The sequence below is a fragment of the Pontibacillus chungwhensis BH030062 genome, from assembly GCF_000770675.1.
In the GTDB taxonomy this organism is placed as follows: Bacteria; Bacillota; Bacilli; order Bacillales; family BH030062; genus Pontibacillus; species Pontibacillus chungwhensis.
On sequence record NZ_AVBG01000006.1, the window covers coordinates 115,277 to 132,498 of the forward strand.

Below are 17,222 nucleotides of genomic sequence, written 5' to 3' on the forward strand. Positions count from 1 at the left end.
AAGCACTCCCGCGTGCCTGGCACCCTTCTCTCCTTTAAAGCATGACAATATTCCCATTTCAGGTGTTTTCTTGCCTTTTCTGCTAAATATTGATAAAATTATATGAAAATTTATAAAATTCTTAATGCTAGATTACTAGAGGGGGATCACACCTATGAAGCTCTACCTATCAGTGGATATGGAAGGAATCACAGGATTGCCGAATATTACGTATATTGACTCGGCAAAGCATAATTATGAGCGGGGACGAAAAATTATGACCGAAGAGACAAATTACGTCATTCAGTCAGCGTTCGACAACAACGCGAAAGAAATACTCGTCAATGACAGCCACTCCAAAATGGACAACCTTCTCATTGAAGAACTACATCCGGAGGCCCAGCTCATCACGGGAGACGTTAAACCGTTCTCGATGATGCAAGGACTTGATGATACATACGAAGGAGCCATGTTTGTAGGCTACCACGCCAGAGCTGCACAAAAAGGGGTGATGTCTCATTCCATGATTTTCGGTGTACGTAATTTCTACATAAATGATGTTGCCGTGGGAGAACTCGGTCTAAACGCATATCTAGCAGGCTATTACGGGGTTCCCGTTTTAATGGTAGCGGGTGACGATCAGGCCGCGCAAGAAGCAGAGGCCCTTATTCCCAACATAACGACTGCTCCCGTGAAAGAAACAATCTCCCGCTCTTCTGTAAAGAGCCTAACACCTAAAAAAGCAGGCGAACTTCTTCAACAAAAGACAACACAAGCACTTCAAAACCGTCACAACGTAGAACCACTCGTTCCACCTAAACAACCTACATTACGAATTGAGTTCACCAATTACGGAGAAGCCGAATGGGCAAACTTAATGCCTGGCACAGAACTTGAACCAGATTCAACCACAGTGAAATTTCAGGCAAAAGACATGCTTGAAGCTTATCAAGCCATGCTCGTCATGACAGAACTCGCGATGCAAACTAAATTCCGTTAGGAGGAAAAGAACTATGATCAAGTACATTGTGAAACGTTTTTTCCTCATGATCCTAACGATCTTTATCATTGCAACCTTAACTTTCTTTCTCATGAACGCCATACCAGGGTCACCATTTAATGAAGAGAAAACGAGCAATGCCGTCGTTCAAGAAAACTTAGAAAAACACTTCAACCTAGATAAACCACTTCCAGTCCAATATGTACTCTACCTTAAATCCATCGTTACTTTTGATTTCGGACCATCTATTAAACAACCAACAGAAACCGTAAACTCACTGCTTGGCCGAGGTTTTCCAATATCAGCTGAACTCGGAATATGGACGATCCTTGTAGCCCTCATATCAGGAATCACTCTAGGCGTCGTCGCGGCACTACGGCATAACAAATTAATCGATTATACGGCCATGACGATAGCGGTTCTCGGAATTTCCATACCGAACTTCGTGTTAGCAACGCTTGTCATCCAAGTCATTGCAGTAGATCTTAAGCTACTACCAGCTGCCACCTGGAACAGCCCACAGCATATGATTTTGCCTATAATCGCGCTCGCAACAGGACCGATGGCCATCATTGCTAGGCTGACCCGTTCAAGTATGCTTGAAACACTAACACAAGACTACATAAAAACAGCACGCGCTAAAGGATTATCTCCTTTTAAAATCGTCGTTAAGCATGCGCTTCGAAATGCGCTCATGCCTGTAGTCACCATACTCGGAACTTTACTCGCAGGGATCTTAACAGGAACATTCGTTATTGAGAAAATCTTCGCCATCCCTGGCATGGGGAAATATTTCGTCCAAGGGATTAACCAGCGCGACTACCCTGTCATTATGGGTACAACCGTCTTTTACAGTACATTTCTCGTCTTGATGTTATTCCTAGTCGATATCATGTACGGCGTTTTAGACCCTCGTATCAAATTGCATAAAAAAGGAGGAGAATAGGGTGCTCACAGAAACGAAAGAAACCAAAGACCAACACACACCCTCCACCTCTTCGGAAATTCCAGATGAATGGTTTAAACCGAAAGAGAAAGATGCCGAGGGCGCCGAGACCGTGGTCCGCCCCTCTCTTTCCTATTGGCAAGACGCTTGGCGACGCTTAAGAGGAAACACGCTCGCTATGGCAGGACTCGTTTTTCTAATTTTACTTGGCCTTATGGCGATTTTTGGTCCGATTTTCTCCCCTTACACAGTAAGTCAGGGGAATTTGCCCGAACAGAACTTGCCCCCATCTGCCGACCACTGGTTTGGCACAGATAACCTTGGCCGCGACGTATTCACAAGAACATGGTACGGAGCACGCATTTCCTTATTCGTAGGCCTTATGGCTGCTATTATCGACTTCTTTATCGGAGTTACGTACGGAGGAATTGCCGGCTACAAAGGTGGACGCACGGACAACGTAATGATGCGAATCATTGAAATCTTGTACGGCCTTCCGTACCTGCTCGTTGTCATCTTACTACTAGTTGTATTAGGCCCAAGTTTATTTACGATTATCGTTGCCCTAACCGTAACAGGGTGGGTCGGAATGGCCAGAATTGTTCGAGGACAAGTGCTACAAATCAAACAAAATGAGTTCGTACTCGCCTCGCAATCATTTGGAACAAAGACGAGCCGTATTATTCGAAAAAATTTACTTCCAAATACGATGGGACCAATTATCGTACAAATGACGCTAACTGTTCCAACAGCCATTTTCGCAGAAGCCTTCCTTAGCTTCTTGGGACTAGGCATACAGTCACCATTCGCAAGCTGGGGCGTTATGGCAAACGATGCACTAGGCGTTATTTTATCAGGAGATTGGTGGCGACTTTTCTTCCCAGCATTCTTTATTTCAGCCACAATGTTTGCGTTTAACGTACTAGGCGACGGACTACAGGACGCACTCGATCCGAAGTTAAGGAGGTAACCTCAAGTGGAAAAAATACTCGATATCAAAGACCTCCACGTTTCGTTTACGACCTATGGAGGCGAAGTCCAAGCCGTTCGCGGTGTCAACCTGGACCTTCATAAAGGAGAAACACTCGCCATCGTTGGAGAATCAGGGTGCGGGAAAAGTGTAACCGCCAACAGCATTATGAAGCTCATTCCTTCCCCGCCCGGAAAAATCACACAAGGGTCGATTCACTTTAAGGATCAGGACCTAACCAAGATGTCTAATAAAGACATCAGGAAGATTCGTGGCGTAGATATCTCAATGATTTTCCAAGACCCTATGACCGCGCTCAACCCAACCCTAACAGTCGGAGATCAGCTCACTGAAGGGTTGAAGCAACACAAAAAGATCTCATCACATGATGCGAATGAACAAGCCATCGAGATGCTGAATCTAGTTGGAATCCCGAATCCAAAAGAACGTATGAAGCAACACCCGCACCAGTTTAGCGGTGGTATGAGACAGCGCATTGTAATCGCCATGGCGCTTATCTGCGAGCCAGAGCTATTAATTGCAGACGAACCAACTACAGCTCTTGATGTTACGATTCAGGCCCAAATTCTCCAGCTTTTTAATAAAATCCAGGAGCAAACGGGCGTTTCCATTATATTAATTACACATGACCTTGGAGTCGTTGCTAAAATCGCTGACAGAATCGCCGTAATGTACGCAGGTAAAGTCATCGAAGTAGGTACCCGGAGAGAGATCTTTTATAATCCTCAACATCCTTATACTCAAGGGTTGTTGAATTCTGTACCTCGCCTTGACCAGCGTGGCGATGAATTAATTCCAATCAACGGTACACCGCCAGACTTATTCTCGCCCCCGAAAGGGTGTCCTTTTACAGCACGGTGTCCAAAAGCCATGGAAGTGTGTGAAAACGTGTACCCCGTTCATACGAAGCTTAGCGAAACGCAAGAAGTGGATTGCTGGCTTCAGGATGAACGAGCAAAAAAATATATAGCTACATAAAAATGGAAAGGGGAAATTAGTATGAAGAAATGGATGATGCTTCTTCTCACGGTCCTATTCGCTTTCACCCTGGCTGCTTGTACAGCAACAGACAGCTCTGGTGACGGAGACAGTGACGAGACAGAAACAGAAAGCGAAGACAACAGCAGTGAAACAAATGAGGAAACGAGCGGCGATGACGTAACAACGCTTAATTTAAACAACGGGCAAAACCCAACATCGCTTGATCCTCCAAAAGGTTTCGATTCCGCTTCTTGGAACGTATTGAACAACTTAATGGAAGGTCTTACTCGTCTTGGCAAAGAACATACTCCAGAAGCAGCAACAGCTGAAGACTGGAAGGTTTCAGAAGACGGTACCGTTTACACGTTCATGATTCGCGACAATGCGAAATGGTCAAATGGTGACGATGTTACTGCAGGTGATTTCGTGTACGCATGGAAACGCCTTCTAGATCCTGAAACGGCTTCTCCAGCAGCCTTCCTTGGTTATTTTATTAAAGGCGGCGAAGCATTCAACAAAGGAGAAGGTTCTAAAGAAGACGTCATGGTAGAAGCTGTGAGTGAAAAAGAGTTAAAAGTAACGCTTGAAGCGCCAACTGGTTACTTCACTCATGTCATCTCAAACCCAGCCTTCTTCCCAATCAACGAAAGTGTTGCTACAGAAAACCCTGAATGGTTCGCTGAAGCTGACACATTCGTAGGAAACGGTCCTTTTAACCTTGCTGAATACAATAAAGATAAAGATATGCTTCTGAAGAAGAACGAAAACTACTGGGACGCTGAAACCGTTACTCTAGATCAAGTTCACTTCGCTATGGTAGACGACACCAACACCGAATACCAGCTATTTGAAAGTGGTGACCTTGATGTTTCCGAAATCCCTTCAGAAATGTCTGAGGAGTTAATTGATAGCGATGCGGTTTCCATTACAGAACAAGCTGGTACGTACTTCTACCGCTTTAACGTAACAGAAGAACCGTTCCAAAACGAAAAAATCCGTAAAGCATTCGCTCTTGCTGTAGACCAGCAGGAAATCGTTGAATTTGTCACGAAGAATAAAGAACAGCCAGCTTATGGTTTCGTTTCTTACGGATTCCAGGACCCTTCTGGGAACGACTTCCGTGAACAAAACGGTAACATGCTTGAAACAGATCCAGAAAAAGCAAAACAGCTACTAGAAGAAGGTATGAAAGAAGAAGGCTATGATGAGCTTCCTGAAGTAACCCTTACGTATAACACTAGCGAATCACATAAAGCGATCGCTGAGGCGCTTCAACAGAAGTTCAAGACTGTTCTAGATGTAGAAATTGGCCTTGAAAATACAGAGTGGAACGTGTTCCTCCAAGACCAAAAAGACTTGAAACACCAACTATCTCGTAGTTCTTTCCTTGCTGACTACGGTGACCCAATCAACTTCTTAGAAAGCTTCACATCCGACTCTGTTATGAACCGTACAGGCTGGTCGAATGATGAATATGACCAATTAATTGCAGATGCTAAATCTGAATCAAACGATGAGAAGCGCTGGGAATTGATGTATGAAGCTGAGAAAGTTTTATTTGAAGAAATGCCGATCTTCCCGGTTCACTTCTATAACCACGTGTTCCTTAACAAAGACAATGTATCAGATATCATCCGCCACCCAGTTGGTTATTTAGAACTGAAGTGGGCTTCTAAAGAATAACGCACATAAACAAGAATATAATTTGATTGAAAAGAGGCTCCCTTTCCGGGCAAGCCTCTTTTCATCCTACATAAGGAAGGAAGAACGCTAGTGCTTATACCGAAACGCTTGAAAAAGGGCGACACGATTGGCGTCATTGCACCAGCCAGCCCTCCCAACTTAGATCATGTGAACAAGGCGATCCCTTTTTTCGAACAAAAAGGACTCAACGTCAAAATAGGACCAAATGTATCTCGTACATACGGACATTTAGCTGGCACAGATGAAGAACGATTAAAAGACCTCCATGATTTCTTTCAAGATAAAGACATTGATGGCATCATCTGTGCAGGTGGTGGATACGGTACAGCCCGTATCGCAGATTACATTGATTATGATTTAATACGAAACAACCCTAAGATCTTTTGGGGATATAGTGATATTACATTTCTACATACAGCCATCAGACAACAAACCGGGCTCACAACGTTCCATGGCCCTATGCTTGGATCTGACATCGGTAAGGATACGTTCGACGATCAGTCAAGAGCTATGTTTGACCAACTTTTCTCCCCTCAAACGCTTAACTACGACGAATCCTTTTCTCCTTTACATAGTATTTCTGAAGGTGATGCGTCCGGAGAAATTGTCGGTGGAAACCTTTCATTACTTGTAACGTCAATCGGGACTTCGTTTGAGATTGATACAAAAGGGAAACTGTTGCTTATAGAGGATATTGGTGAAGAGCCTTACCGCATTGACTCTTTTTTAAACCAATTACGCCAAGCAGGTAAATTTGAAGATGCTACTGGTGTGATTGTGGGTGATTTTTCAGAATCAGACCCGAAAAAAGAAGCCTCCCTTTCCTTAGATGAAGTGTTGCATTTTTATTTTAACAACCTTAAAAAACCCGTTTTATCAGGATTTAAAATCGGGCACTGCCTCCCCCATTTTGCGATCCCTCTTGGGACTAAGGGGACCCTGTCCACATCTAATAAATCCCTCATTATTGAACCAGGTGTGCATTAGCACTTCGAGAGGATGAATAACATGCAGATTGAATCAATTGAAACGTACCCTATTGCAGAACCTCTGAAGAAGCCGTTTAAGACAGCCCTTCGTACAGTAACGGTTGCAGAAAGTATATATGTGAAAGTAACGTGCGATAATGGAATCATTGGCTGGGGTGAAGCACCACCAACCCATGTCATTACAGGCGAAAGTATCGCAAGCATTGAATATGCCATTAGTCATATCATGAAACCCTTACTTCTTGAGAAATCACTCCTGAACAGAGAAGCACTATTTGAAGCCCTCGCCCATTCAATGGTTGGCAATACAAGCGCAAAAGCTGCGGTTGATATGGCGCTTCACGATTGCTTCGCTCAAGCTTGTGGCCTGCCTCTTTACCAGTTGCTCGGCGGATACAAATCAGAACTTGAGACAGACTATACGGTTAGCGTGAATGATCCAGACGAAATGGCTGATGATGCCACACAATATATTCAAGATGGCTTTAACGTTTTAAAAGTTAAAGTGGGCAAAGATGAAATTGAAAAAGATATTGAGCGTATCAGAAAGATTCGAGAAAAGATCGGCCATGAACCCACCATCCGCCTTGATGCGAATCAAGGATGGACCGTAAAAGAAGCCATTTACGCCATACAACGAATGGAAGAGTTAGATTTACGAATTGAGCTTGTTGAGCAGCCTGTAAAAGCACATGATATCGAAGGGCTGAAGGAAGTGACCGACGCGACTCAAACACCAATCATGGCTGATGAGAGCGTTTTCTCCCCCCAACAGGCGAAAAGAGTGCTAGAGACGAGAAGTGCTGATCTTATCAACATTAAACTTATGAAATCAGGCGGCATTCATCAGGCCATGCAGATTAATAAACTAGCAGAAAGTTACGGCGTTCCATGTATGGTTGGTAGCATGATTGAAACGAAGATCGGCATTACAGCTGCAGCCCATTTCGCTGCCAGTCAAAAAAATGTTCGCTTCGTAGACTTTGATGCGCCACTCATGCTTTTGAACGATTCGGTAGAAGGCGGCGTCATGTATAACGGTCGCCATATAACATTTTCAGAAGGCGCTGGTCTTGGCATCACATCTGTACACCTTGATCAAGTTCTTTCCTAAACCCAGAAGGAGGCAATCCAAATGAGTCAAGAGACAGTAACAAGCACGACTTGGGTCGTCCAAGTACCCGTTGCAACAGTGTGGACATCACCAGAATCTCCACGTGAAATTGATGCACCAGGCATTTCAAACCCGATCGACTTACAACAATGGCACACCAGTTTAACGTACGAACCTAGGCTTGCCTTAAGTGATGAAAACTTAATTCAATCCCAGCTTTTATACGGCGAAGAAGTTTTGCTAGTTGATATCCAAGGGGAATGGGCACACATCATCGTTCCCACCCAACCCTCTAGAAAAGATGAACGAGGCTATCCTGGCTGGGTTCCTCTCACTCAATTAAGAGAACTCCCAAGTGAATCATGGACAGGGAATGGAGTAGCTGTTGTGAAGACAAAACAAGCTACGTTATATGATCCCTATAAGAAACCATTCCTTGATGTAAGTTATTTAACGACGCTCCCAGTACAAACGAAAGAAGAAGATTTCGTTGGCGTATTAAGCCCTCACGGAGGTGGTTACTTCTCTGTAGAGGAGGTTGCCGTCTATCCTTCCCTCGAAGATATTCCAAAAGGGACAGGTGAGGATATCTTGAAATCCGGCGAGGTATTTGTCGACCTTCCTTACTTCTGGGGCGGCATGAGTTCATTCGGGTACGATTGTTCAGGTTTCACCTACAATATGCACAAAGCTCAAGGGTACGAAATCCCTCGTGACGCGCACGATCAAGCCGAAAGTGGCCAAAAAGTGGACCTTGACCACTTACAGCCAGGGGACTTGTTATTCTTTGCTTATGAAGAAGGCAAAGGCAAGTTGCACCACGTTGGCCTTTACTACGGAGATGGGAAAATGCTCCACTCCCCTAACACAGGCAAGAACATTGAGATCATCGACCTTAAAGACACGATCTATGAAAAAGAACTGTGCAGCGCGCGCCGCTATTGGGAGGAGAAAGAAGAAGACCTATGAAGAATGAAGCAATCTTACAAGTAAAAGATATTAAGAAGCACTTTGATCTTGGGCGCGGACAGGTACTGAAAGCGGTAGATGGTATTAGTTTTGACATTTACAACGGGGAAACATTTGGGCTTGTTGGAGAATCAGGTTGCGGAAAATCAACGGCAGGACGGACCATTATGGGGCTTTACAATAGCACAGACGGTGAAGTTCTCTATAATGGGAAAAACGTTCACGATCTTCAAGGAAAAGAAGAATTTGAATTGAAGCGCAATATGCAGATGATCTTCCAGGATCCGTATGCATCTTTAAACCCCCGTTCGACGGTGGCTGAAATTATCGCAGAACCGCTAGAAGTTCATGGTATTTACAAGGATCAGAAGGAAAAAATGAAGCGCATCTATGAACTTCTTGAAGAAGTCGGCTTAACACGCGATCACGCAAACCGCTACCCTCATGAATTTAGTGGCGGACAACGGCAGCGAATCGGAATTGCACGTGCGCTTGCACTAGACCCTGAAATCATCATCGCTGATGAACCTATCTCTGCACTTGATGTTTCCGTTCAGGCTCAGGTTGTGAATCTATTAGAAAAGCTTCAAAAAGAAAAAGGACTGACGTATCTATTTATTGCCCATGATCTATCGATGGTTCAGCACATCTCAGACCGGATCGGTGTTATGTACCTTGGCAATATGGTTGAACTAACAGATGCTGAAGAGCTTTATAAAAACCCGCTTCACCCGTATACCAAAGCTCTCCTCTCTGCCGTTCCTATTCCGGACCCTGATATCGAGGACGAGCGAGAGCAGATCGTTATAGAGGGCGAACTGCCAAGCCCCATTAACCCACCAAGCGGTTGCGTGTTCCGTACCCGCTGCCCGATGGCCATGGAAGCTTGCGCTGAAACCGTACCAAAATGGCAACAAGTTACGAAGAACCACTACGTTGCCTGCCACCTCTACAACGAAGAGATCGAAGACAAAACCCCAATCAACGACACAAAAGGCGGCATGAAAGTAAACATCCGCTAACCCAAAAAACCGGCTTCCCTAAAAGGAAGCCGGTTTTTTCACGCCCTTACGCTTTACCACACTAAAGGGTGCCAGGCACCCATCCTCGCTCTAATGCGCTAAAGGGTGTCTGGCACCCGTCCTCGCTCTAAAGCACTAAAGCGTGTCTGACACCCTTCACTTCTTTATCAGAGAAAAGCATAGATCCTTTCGTTTCTCCTTATTAAAAGTTTTAAAACTTTATGCTAAACCATTTCTTGTATATACCGATAAACAATAAGTCGGCCATTATTCCTGGGCATGAATATTCACCTTACCTTAAAAAGGGCTGATTACTCTTTTCATACTAGGAGGACAAGTATTTACCACAATTTAGATTTAAAACCATTGAGCACAGAGGAAATTGAACATTTGCTACGGGAGTTATGCACATCAGAAGAATTAATCAAAATAGAACAAGATCATCGTAGCGTCGTTACATACACACCGTCAGGAGGCCAAACTTGAAGAAAACAAAAAAAGCAAGAAAGTTTAAACTCAACACCGTAAAATCAAAAATGATCGTCGTCATGTCCCTTTTAGCTATCATCCCTCTTCTTACATTAGGCATTGTTTCGATTATGAAAACAGAAGCGATCATTAAGGATGAGGTGAAAGAATCATCTCTCCAGGTTGTTAGAGAAGTAGATAATGGTCTGACAAACCTTTTTGAAGGAATCGAAGGGCAAATGAATTTAATGGCCAACAATATAAATTTCACTGATTATTACAGCAATGAAAATAACCGCACTTATGCATCCTATCTACTTCAAGGAACACTCGAAACCCGAGAAGATTATAAGCATGTTTACTTTGCAACCGACCGGGGGGATTTACTCATGGCGCCTCAAGAAGCTTCCTCCTCCCTACCAGATGACTTTGATCCAACTAGTCGTCCTTGGTACAAAAATGCTGTCGGGCAGCAAGGAGAGCTTATTATTGGAGAACCCTATCAAGATGAATCCACCGGAAACACAATTGTAACCCTAGCCAAATCTGTTGAAAAAGAAGGCAAAGTAGCCGGAGTGATTGGCATTGACATTAACCTTACCGATATCGCGAAAATGACAAATGATATCGTCATAGGCCATGAAGGGTATGTGGTCCTTGTAGGCAACAATGGGCAACTAATTACTCACCCTGACTCGTCTCTAATCGGATCAGATACCATTAAAAAAATCGGAATTTGGGATCACCTCAATCAAAATGAAGAAGGAACAAAAGAGTATACGTATAACGAAGAAACTAAGGCATCCGTCTTCACAACAAATGAAGTAACAGGCTGGAAAGTCCTATCTACGCTAGAAAACAGTGAATTTGCACAACGAACGAGTAGTATTAAAACCCTTACGCTTGTTATGTGCATTGTTTTTGTCATCATTGCCTTACTTACAGCCTGGGTCGTTAGTCAAAAAATCTCTAAAAATATTAACAAGGTGCGAAGTTCGTTTAAGCAAGCAGCACATGGAGATTTGACTACTCGTGTATCCCTGAAAGCAAATGACGAGTTCAAAGATCTTGAGCATAGCTTTAATGAAATGATGGATGACTTATCAAGCGCATTGAGTTCAGTAGAAAGCTCTTCCAAGACAACACTTGAAACCGCTACGTACCTTTCTACCATCACAACAGAGACATCAGCCTCCATTACGCAAGTGGCTTCTGCAATTGGAGATGTAGCTGAAGGAGCTTCCTCTCAAGCTGAGAATTCTCAAAAAAGCTCTGAAGAAATGAGTGAGTTATCCAACCAGCTTGACCAAATAGCTGAGGCAACACAGGAAATGAATCAAGTCAGCACCCACTCCGCAGAGCTTGGAACGAGCGGACTAAAACAAGTTGAAATCCTGACTCAAAAATCTCAAGAAACAAAAGACTCCTCTCAAACAGTAGGATCGATTGTCGAGGAGATCGATGCGAATATGCAAGAGATCAACGCTTTTGTCACAACCATTTCAAACATCACAGAGCAAACGAATTTACTAGCTTTAAACGCTTCAATTGAAGCAGCCAGAGCTGGTGAACATGGCAAAGGTTTTGCGGTCGTAGCTGAAGAAGTGCGTAAATTAGCAGAAGAATCCAAAGCCTCCGCAAATCAGGTAACGAGCATTATAGAAAAGATTCAAACCGTTGTAGACCAAGCAGTTCAAGCAGTAGGAGAAACAAACGGAATCGTTGAGGATCAAGAAGACGCAGTCAAACAAACGAAAACCATCTTCACAGACATCGTTACTGCCTTAAACGGGGTTGCCACTCAAGCCCGCACCGTAAAAGAGTCCGTAGTTATAAGCCAGGAAAATAAAGAAGCAGTGCTCGGAGAAATCCAAAACATATCAGCTTTATCACAACAAACTGCTTCCTCATCCGAAGAAGTATCCGCTTCATCAGAAGAAATTTCAGCAACCATGGAAGAATTCGCAAGACACGCAACAGGCTTAGAAGACCTTTCTCAACAACTCGACCAAGAAATGAAGAAATTTAACTTTAACTAAACTAAAAAATCGACAGCACTTTACTTTACCACTTTAGAGAACCACCGGGTGCCAGACACCCTTTATAGCTTTAAAGCACTGCTCGGTGCCTGACACCCTGCACTACTTTACTGTACAAAAGCCCGGAAGATCATCTAAAAAAGTGATGCCTTATGAACTAGGCATCACTTTTTTAGAATTAATTATCCTCTTGTCCGTCTACTTCGAGGTGGTCTTGAAGGGTATTAGTATGGTCATTTAATTCTTGCTGGGATGGCAAGTAGTACCACAAACCATTTATACGCTCACCCGTACCTTGCTCAAACATCATTTGATCGATATTATGCTGCATACCTTTATACCGTTTTTGGATGCTTACCATCTCTTCAAAAGTTAGGTTCGTCTTAATCGTCTCACCAACCGCATCAAACAGACTATCGAACTTCCACATCGATTGAACGCGGGCACCTTTATCAATAACCGCCTGAATGATCTGCTTCTGGCGATCTTGTCGTCCAAAGTCACCGCGCGGGTCTGCATAGCGAATGCGGGTGTAAGTCAATGCCTCTTCCCCGTCTAACGTAATTTCACCTTCAGGGAATGTATTCCCATTCTCGGAAAGTTCATAAGGATTGTCCACCGTCACACCACCTACAGCATCAACGATCTTTTGGAATCCTTGCATGTTCACTTTTACATAATAATCAATCGGGATATCAAGAAACTGTTCGACGGTATCGACAGCCATCGGTACTTGTCCATACGCATATGCGTGATTAATCTTTTCAACCGTACCCCAACCGACAATCTCTGTTCTCGTATCACGAGGAATGCTTAACATCTTAATAGACTCTTTAGCCGGATTCACCGTCAACACGATCATCGTATCCGATCGACCTGAATCATTCTCTCTCTCATCAACTCCTAGTAATAAAAGAGAAAATGGAGGTGCGTCTTTCACGTCATCTTTCTTTGAAACCACATCAACACGCTTGTCCGTGTCTCCCTCTAGAGGTTCGTACACTTGATCCATCGTAGTTTGAAAAGATTGATAGATTGAATATGCATAAACCAATCCCCCTACAATAAGGACAGCTAAAATAATCATACTAATTTTAAATAAACGACTTTTTTTCTTCTTTTTCTTTCTGTCTTGCCTGCTACTCACTCTTTGCTCGCTCCTTCTTAAACATCTAACTCTCCACATTTTACCATAGAAGGCCCTGATTGAGCGCTACCTATTATTTTATAAAAACAAACATCTTCTTAATTATTGCTTGTTCTGAAAATCACAAATGATTTCCTCTTAAATTTCACTATAACAAACTTTTAAAGAACAACTAACCCCACAAGAAAACTGTTTAAAAAATCCTATAGAAGAAACTAAAAACAATTCTTATAGAACCCTCAACAAATCTATAACTTCATCGTATCATATAGATATAGTTAATTGACTCCCTTAAGGACTGGAAATACTCACCGTCTTAACAGGACTTAGGATGAAATAGTCAGAGTGCCCTGACTATAAGAGTCACAATTGCTATTGCTGTTGCTGAAGCCGACCCTTTCATAACTTTAGGTCGGCTTCTTCTTCGTTTAATAACTTTACCGCATTAAAGTGAAGACGCGTGCCTGACACCCTTTAGTACAATAAAGCGAAGAATCCAAAAAAAACGGCCATTACATATGTAACAGCCGTCAATATTCTTAGGATTAGCGCATGAGTAGACCCATCTTAGCGTATTCCCACATCACACCTTTGTCTAAAGACTTCACGTCAGTCCAGTGTATGCGCTCGGTTTGAAGCGATGTGAGGAATGAGGTGCCTTCATAGAATTCTTCATTAGGTTCATCCGCTACCCATTCTTCAAGCGTTAAACCTTCCTGAACTTCTTGTAGGTTGTACTCATCAATCCCTAGTTCTAAATAGCGTTTCTCCACTAAACCAAGATCGTTCATCACCCATGCGTAAGGACCTTCCACAACTACCTCATCTTCTACCTGCTCTACTTCTTCCGATTCATCTGGTCCTTCCTCTTGCACTTCTTCACTTTCTTCTTCTAGCACTTCATCTTCTATCTTTTCATCAGATACAAAGTCTTCCATGCCATCAATCGGTAGATGAATCCAATTCTGATAAACAGTAATCGCATTTTGTACCTCTTCAACTGTTAGATAAACCGTACTATGATACCCTGGCAAAACCCCATCAATGGATTCATTCAACTCCACTACGTAAGGATAAGAGCTGTCCCCAAGCTCACTTGAGCCTTCAATTGGGAATTCATCAGCTGAGCCTACCTGACCTTCCCACGACTGTTCAAGCTTGTCAATTGTACCTCGCGCCTTCATCCCTTCTTGAATATCCACGCGATTCTGCTCATCAATATCGCCAGCCAATATCAGTTGATCTGACCGAGCAATGGTAACTGCAGGGTCTTCAAGGGAGTAGTCCAGCTCCTTAATTGTTCCATCAAAAAGGCTAGTTACTTCAATCACTTGCCCGTACTCTTCTACTTCATCCAGCTCGTCCTCAAGCGCCTCAAGCTGGGCTTCTTTTAACGCTAATTCTTTCTCTGCCTCTGCTTCAGCCTGCTCTTTGTTTACTTCAGCCTCAGCGAATGCTCGCGCGTCAGGCTCTTCTGTATCTGGTACATCAATATCCTCAACTTCATCGACATAATCCTCTAACGCTTCAACCTCTTCTTCTAATCCAGAGATTTGGCTTTCAAGTTGAGTAACGGTCCCCCAATAATCCCTAACCACATACGAGAAAATCGGATCTCCAAGATTAACCTCCTCCCCTTCTTCTACAAGGAATTGTTTGAAGCTTCCAAGGTCTTTATCGAAATAAACATGTTCTTCAGAAGCAGGCTGAAACACGCCTTCTTCCGTAATAGCATTTTCTAAATCAGCGGTAAATGGCGTATCCCATTTTGATATGTAAGACTTCCGTTCGACCTCATCTTCTGATAATACGACTAAAATAATATTCGCGACTACCAGTAAGATTGTGGCCAAACTGACCGTCCATACCTTTGTTTTTGTCTTCATTTCAAAACCTCGCGATTCCTATGTTATAGAAAATATACATCAACGTGCGCGATTGCGGCTGTGGCAGACCAATAAATCATATGTAGCATAATAACTAGGAGCCATGCTTGCCATCTCTTCCACTTCGTAAAGTAATGAACAGTTTTGATTTTAAACCAAACGATCCAAAGCTGAACCACTGAAATCGCACCAAAGAAATAAATAATCCATGGAATGTCTGTAAAGTATGATGTAATAATGCCAAACGAGATCGGAGAGACATACCAATCCAGTCCAGTATTTACAAGCATAATAATCCAAAAGATTCTCTCTATTAAAAGGACCATTAAAATCGGAAGGTGTAAGGCTATCAGTTTCCGATAAGGAATCCCTGTGAACATCCATAATAAGAACGGACTGCCAAACAAAATCAGGATTGCGAAAATCAATCCAAATAATGCTCGTCCAAACAAAAAGAATAGTTTCCGAACTTCATAGTCTTCGAATGTAAGAGAAGTCGCCCGAGTAGAGATTACATCCATTCCAAGTCCAAACCAGGCACTACTTATGTAAACGAGCATAGTAAGAAATATGAAAAGAAAAACACGGCGCCAAAGATGGTCTACTTTCTCAGCATGATACATACGAGAAAAAGTATTTTCGCGCCTGAAAAATAAAGGTGCCACACGAACTTGATACATCAACCTCATCCTTTTTTTAAATTCGAAGATACATATTCTGATAGATGATATGTAAAATATGGCATACATCATCATGTACCACATTTTATCACAAATGAAGCTTACTTTTATAGATGGCGATTGTAATATATTTTATATTTCAACAATTCCCGACCGAAAGCCACATTCTGCATAAAAATTTCCTCGGAAATACTCATATTTCCGAGGTGGCTTCTATTGACCAGTTCCTATTCATTTTTCCACCCTCCAAGATCATCGATATGAATCTCGTCAGGAAGTTCTCTTGACGCATCCGGTATGTCGCGTGGTTTCACATCTACCCCATTTGCTGAGTAGATCACAATACGTAACGTTCCGCCTGTTACATTAGACCGGATTAAGAGAGGTTCGTTATAGTTGTTTTTAAAGGTAAAATCAGGTCCCCACCAGCTAACGGTCGCATCTCTCCCTGGAGGAACATAAGGCACTTGTTTGCTATGCGAATAACGCTCTACAACCTTAACCCTTGCATGATCAACCGCATTAAATAGAGTAGAGGAAACCTGACAAATGCCCCCTCCTATCCCTTCTGTCACTTCTCCTTTTACGATAACAGGTGCAGGTTTATACCCTTTATCCTTTGTCCTTTTTCCGACCACTTCGTTAAAAGAAAAAACTTCATTTGGGAAGACGACATGGTTATCAATCGCGTCAGAAGATAGCTTGATATTATGTGTTCTCTCCTCATTACTGGAATTAAAATACGTAACATACTGCCCAATTTGCTGCGTACGAATGTGCGCAATTAACTCACTGTCTACTTTAGGATGAACGGTCATCATAGGAATGCTAAGCTTCTTTTGATCAGGGTGATACAAAGCCTTAATGAGTTCAACTCGAAACTTCTCCTCATACAACTTAGACCCAGACTTACCTGGGACAATCTCTCCAGATTCCCCAACTTTCGCATTCACTGGTGGCTTTCCTACTTGTTCATTAATCTCGCTACTAAGTTCCTGTATAGCCTCTAGATTCATAAAAGGCTTACCAACCACATGCACAAATTCCCCAACCCGTACTCTCTCAAGCTCTTCACCCTTATGAAGAATAGAAAGCGACGATTCATCAGCCACCCCCATCCCCCCACCAAACAATAAAGATAAACTTAATAAGGCCATTTTCATATCCATACCCTCCTCCTGATAGTATGGATAACCGAGGCACGTTTCATGTGCACAACTCACGCCTTTACCACAGCACCAAACTAAAGGGTGCCTAACACCCTTTAGTCTGCTAAAGACAAAACGAAGAGCTCAAGGAGCTCTTCG

At 43.0% G+C, this 17,222-nt stretch carries 14 protein-coding genes; 10 read left to right on the top strand and 4 right to left on the bottom strand.

The genetic code is table 11. The features are described from left to right. Positions 1-154: 154 nt before the first annotated feature. The 10 genes from dppA (at position 155) to N780_RS09715 (ending at position 12,202) form a co-directional block, all read left to right on the top strand. Positions 155-979, top strand: a complete 825-nt coding sequence (gene dppA, locus N780_RS09670; protein ID WP_036783071.1) for a D-aminopeptidase DppA — start codon at positions 155-157, stop codon at positions 977-979. 13 nt (positions 980-992) lie between these two features. Continuing rightward, entirely contained in the window at positions 993-1,925 is a 933-nt protein-coding gene (locus N780_RS09675) for an ABC transporter permease (protein ID WP_036783074.1), read from the top strand. 1 nt (position 1,926) lies between these two features. Beyond that, positions 1,927-2,895, top strand: coding sequence for an ABC transporter permease (locus N780_RS09680; protein ID WP_036783077.1), 969 nt, complete (start codon positions 1,927-1,929; stop codon positions 2,893-2,895). 6 nt (positions 2,896-2,901) lie between these two features. After that, positions 2,902-3,894 (top strand): ABC transporter ATP-binding protein, encoded by a 993-nt coding sequence (locus tag N780_RS09685; RefSeq protein ID WP_036783080.1) that lies wholly within the window; start codon positions 2,902-2,904, stop codon positions 3,892-3,894. A 21-nt stretch (positions 3,895-3,915) separates the two neighbouring features. Further along, entirely contained in the window at positions 3,916-5,580 is a 1,665-nt protein-coding gene (locus N780_RS09690) for a peptide ABC transporter substrate-binding protein (RefSeq protein ID WP_036783084.1), read from the top strand. Positions 5,581-5,670: 90 nt separating this feature from the next. Beyond that, positions 5,671-6,588 (top strand): S66 peptidase family protein, encoded by a 918-nt coding sequence (locus N780_RS09695; RefSeq protein WP_036783088.1) that lies wholly within the window; start codon positions 5,671-5,673, stop codon positions 6,586-6,588. Between the two features lie 21 nt (positions 6,589-6,609). Next, complete coding sequence (locus N780_RS09700) at positions 6,610-7,704, top strand: mandelate racemase/muconate lactonizing enzyme family protein (protein ID WP_036783091.1); 1,095 nt, start codon at positions 6,610-6,612, stop codon at positions 7,702-7,704. A 21-nt stretch (positions 7,705-7,725) separates the two neighbouring features. Then, positions 7,726-8,673, top strand: a complete 948-nt coding sequence (locus tag N780_RS09705) for a C40 family peptidase (RefSeq protein ID WP_036783094.1) — start codon at positions 7,726-7,728, stop codon at positions 8,671-8,673. Then, positions 8,670-9,695 (top strand): ABC transporter ATP-binding protein, encoded by a 1,026-nt coding sequence (locus N780_RS09710; RefSeq protein WP_036783098.1) that lies wholly within the window; start codon positions 8,670-8,672, stop codon positions 9,693-9,695. The genes N780_RS09705 and N780_RS09710 overlap by 4 nt, the downstream gene beginning before the upstream one ends. Positions 9,696-10,177: 482 nt before the next feature. Beyond that, positions 10,178-12,202: a methyl-accepting chemotaxis protein gene (locus N780_RS09715; RefSeq protein ID WP_036783100.1), complete on the top strand. Its 2,025-nt coding sequence runs from the start codon at positions 10,178-10,180 to the stop codon at positions 12,200-12,202. Between the two features lie 178 nt (positions 12,203-12,380). Here the strand turns inward: N780_RS09715 and N780_RS09720 are convergent, their stop codons facing one another. The 4 genes from N780_RS09720 to N780_RS09735 form a co-directional block, all read right to left on the bottom strand. Then, positions 12,381-13,349, bottom strand: coding sequence for an LCP family glycopolymer transferase (locus N780_RS09720; protein WP_036783102.1), 969 nt, complete (start codon positions 13,347-13,349; stop codon positions 12,381-12,383). A 545-nt stretch (positions 13,350-13,894) separates the two neighbouring features. Further along, complete coding sequence (locus N780_RS09725; protein WP_036783105.1) at positions 13,895-15,235, bottom strand: efflux RND transporter periplasmic adaptor subunit; 1,341 nt, start codon at positions 15,233-15,235, stop codon at positions 13,895-13,897. Between the two features lie 23 nt (positions 15,236-15,258). Beyond that, on the bottom strand, positions 15,259-15,915 hold the full coding sequence (locus N780_RS09730; protein WP_084599493.1) for a hypothetical protein: 657 nt from the start codon (positions 15,913-15,915) through the stop codon (positions 15,259-15,261). Between the two features lie 227 nt (positions 15,916-16,142). Then, positions 16,143-17,078, bottom strand: a complete 936-nt coding sequence (locus N780_RS09735; RefSeq protein ID WP_156969138.1) for a VanW family protein — start codon at positions 17,076-17,078, stop codon at positions 16,143-16,145. Positions 17,079-17,222: the final 144 nt, after the last annotated feature.

Coding starts and splice junctions, on each gene's coding strand:
- N780_RS09675 (WP_036783074.1), top strand. CDS start 993: ATGATCAAGTACATTGTGAAACGTTTTTTCCTCATGATCCTAACGATC.
- N780_RS09730 (WP_084599493.1), bottom strand. CDS start 15,915: ATGTATCAAGTTCGTGTGGCACCTTTATTTTTCAGGCGCGAAAATACT.
- N780_RS09700 (WP_036783091.1), top strand. CDS start 6,610: ATGCAGATTGAATCAATTGAAACGTACCCTATTGCAGAACCTCTGAAG.
- N780_RS09690 (WP_036783084.1), top strand. CDS start 3,916: ATGAAGAAATGGATGATGCTTCTTCTCACGGTCCTATTCGCTTTCACC.
- dppA (WP_036783071.1), top strand. CDS start 155: ATGAAGCTCTACCTATCAGTGGATATGGAAGGAATCACAGGATTGCCG.
- N780_RS09710 (WP_036783098.1), top strand. CDS start 8,670: ATGAAGAATGAAGCAATCTTACAAGTAAAAGATATTAAGAAGCACTTT.
- N780_RS09705 (WP_036783094.1), top strand. CDS start 7,726: ATGAGTCAAGAGACAGTAACAAGCACGACTTGGGTCGTCCAAGTACCC.
- N780_RS09725 (WP_036783105.1), bottom strand. CDS start 15,235: ATGAAGACAAAAACAAAGGTATGGACGGTCAGTTTGGCCACAATCTTA.
- N780_RS09735 (WP_156969138.1), bottom strand. CDS start 17,078: ATGAAAATGGCCTTATTAAGTTTATCTTTATTGTTTGGTGGGGGGATG.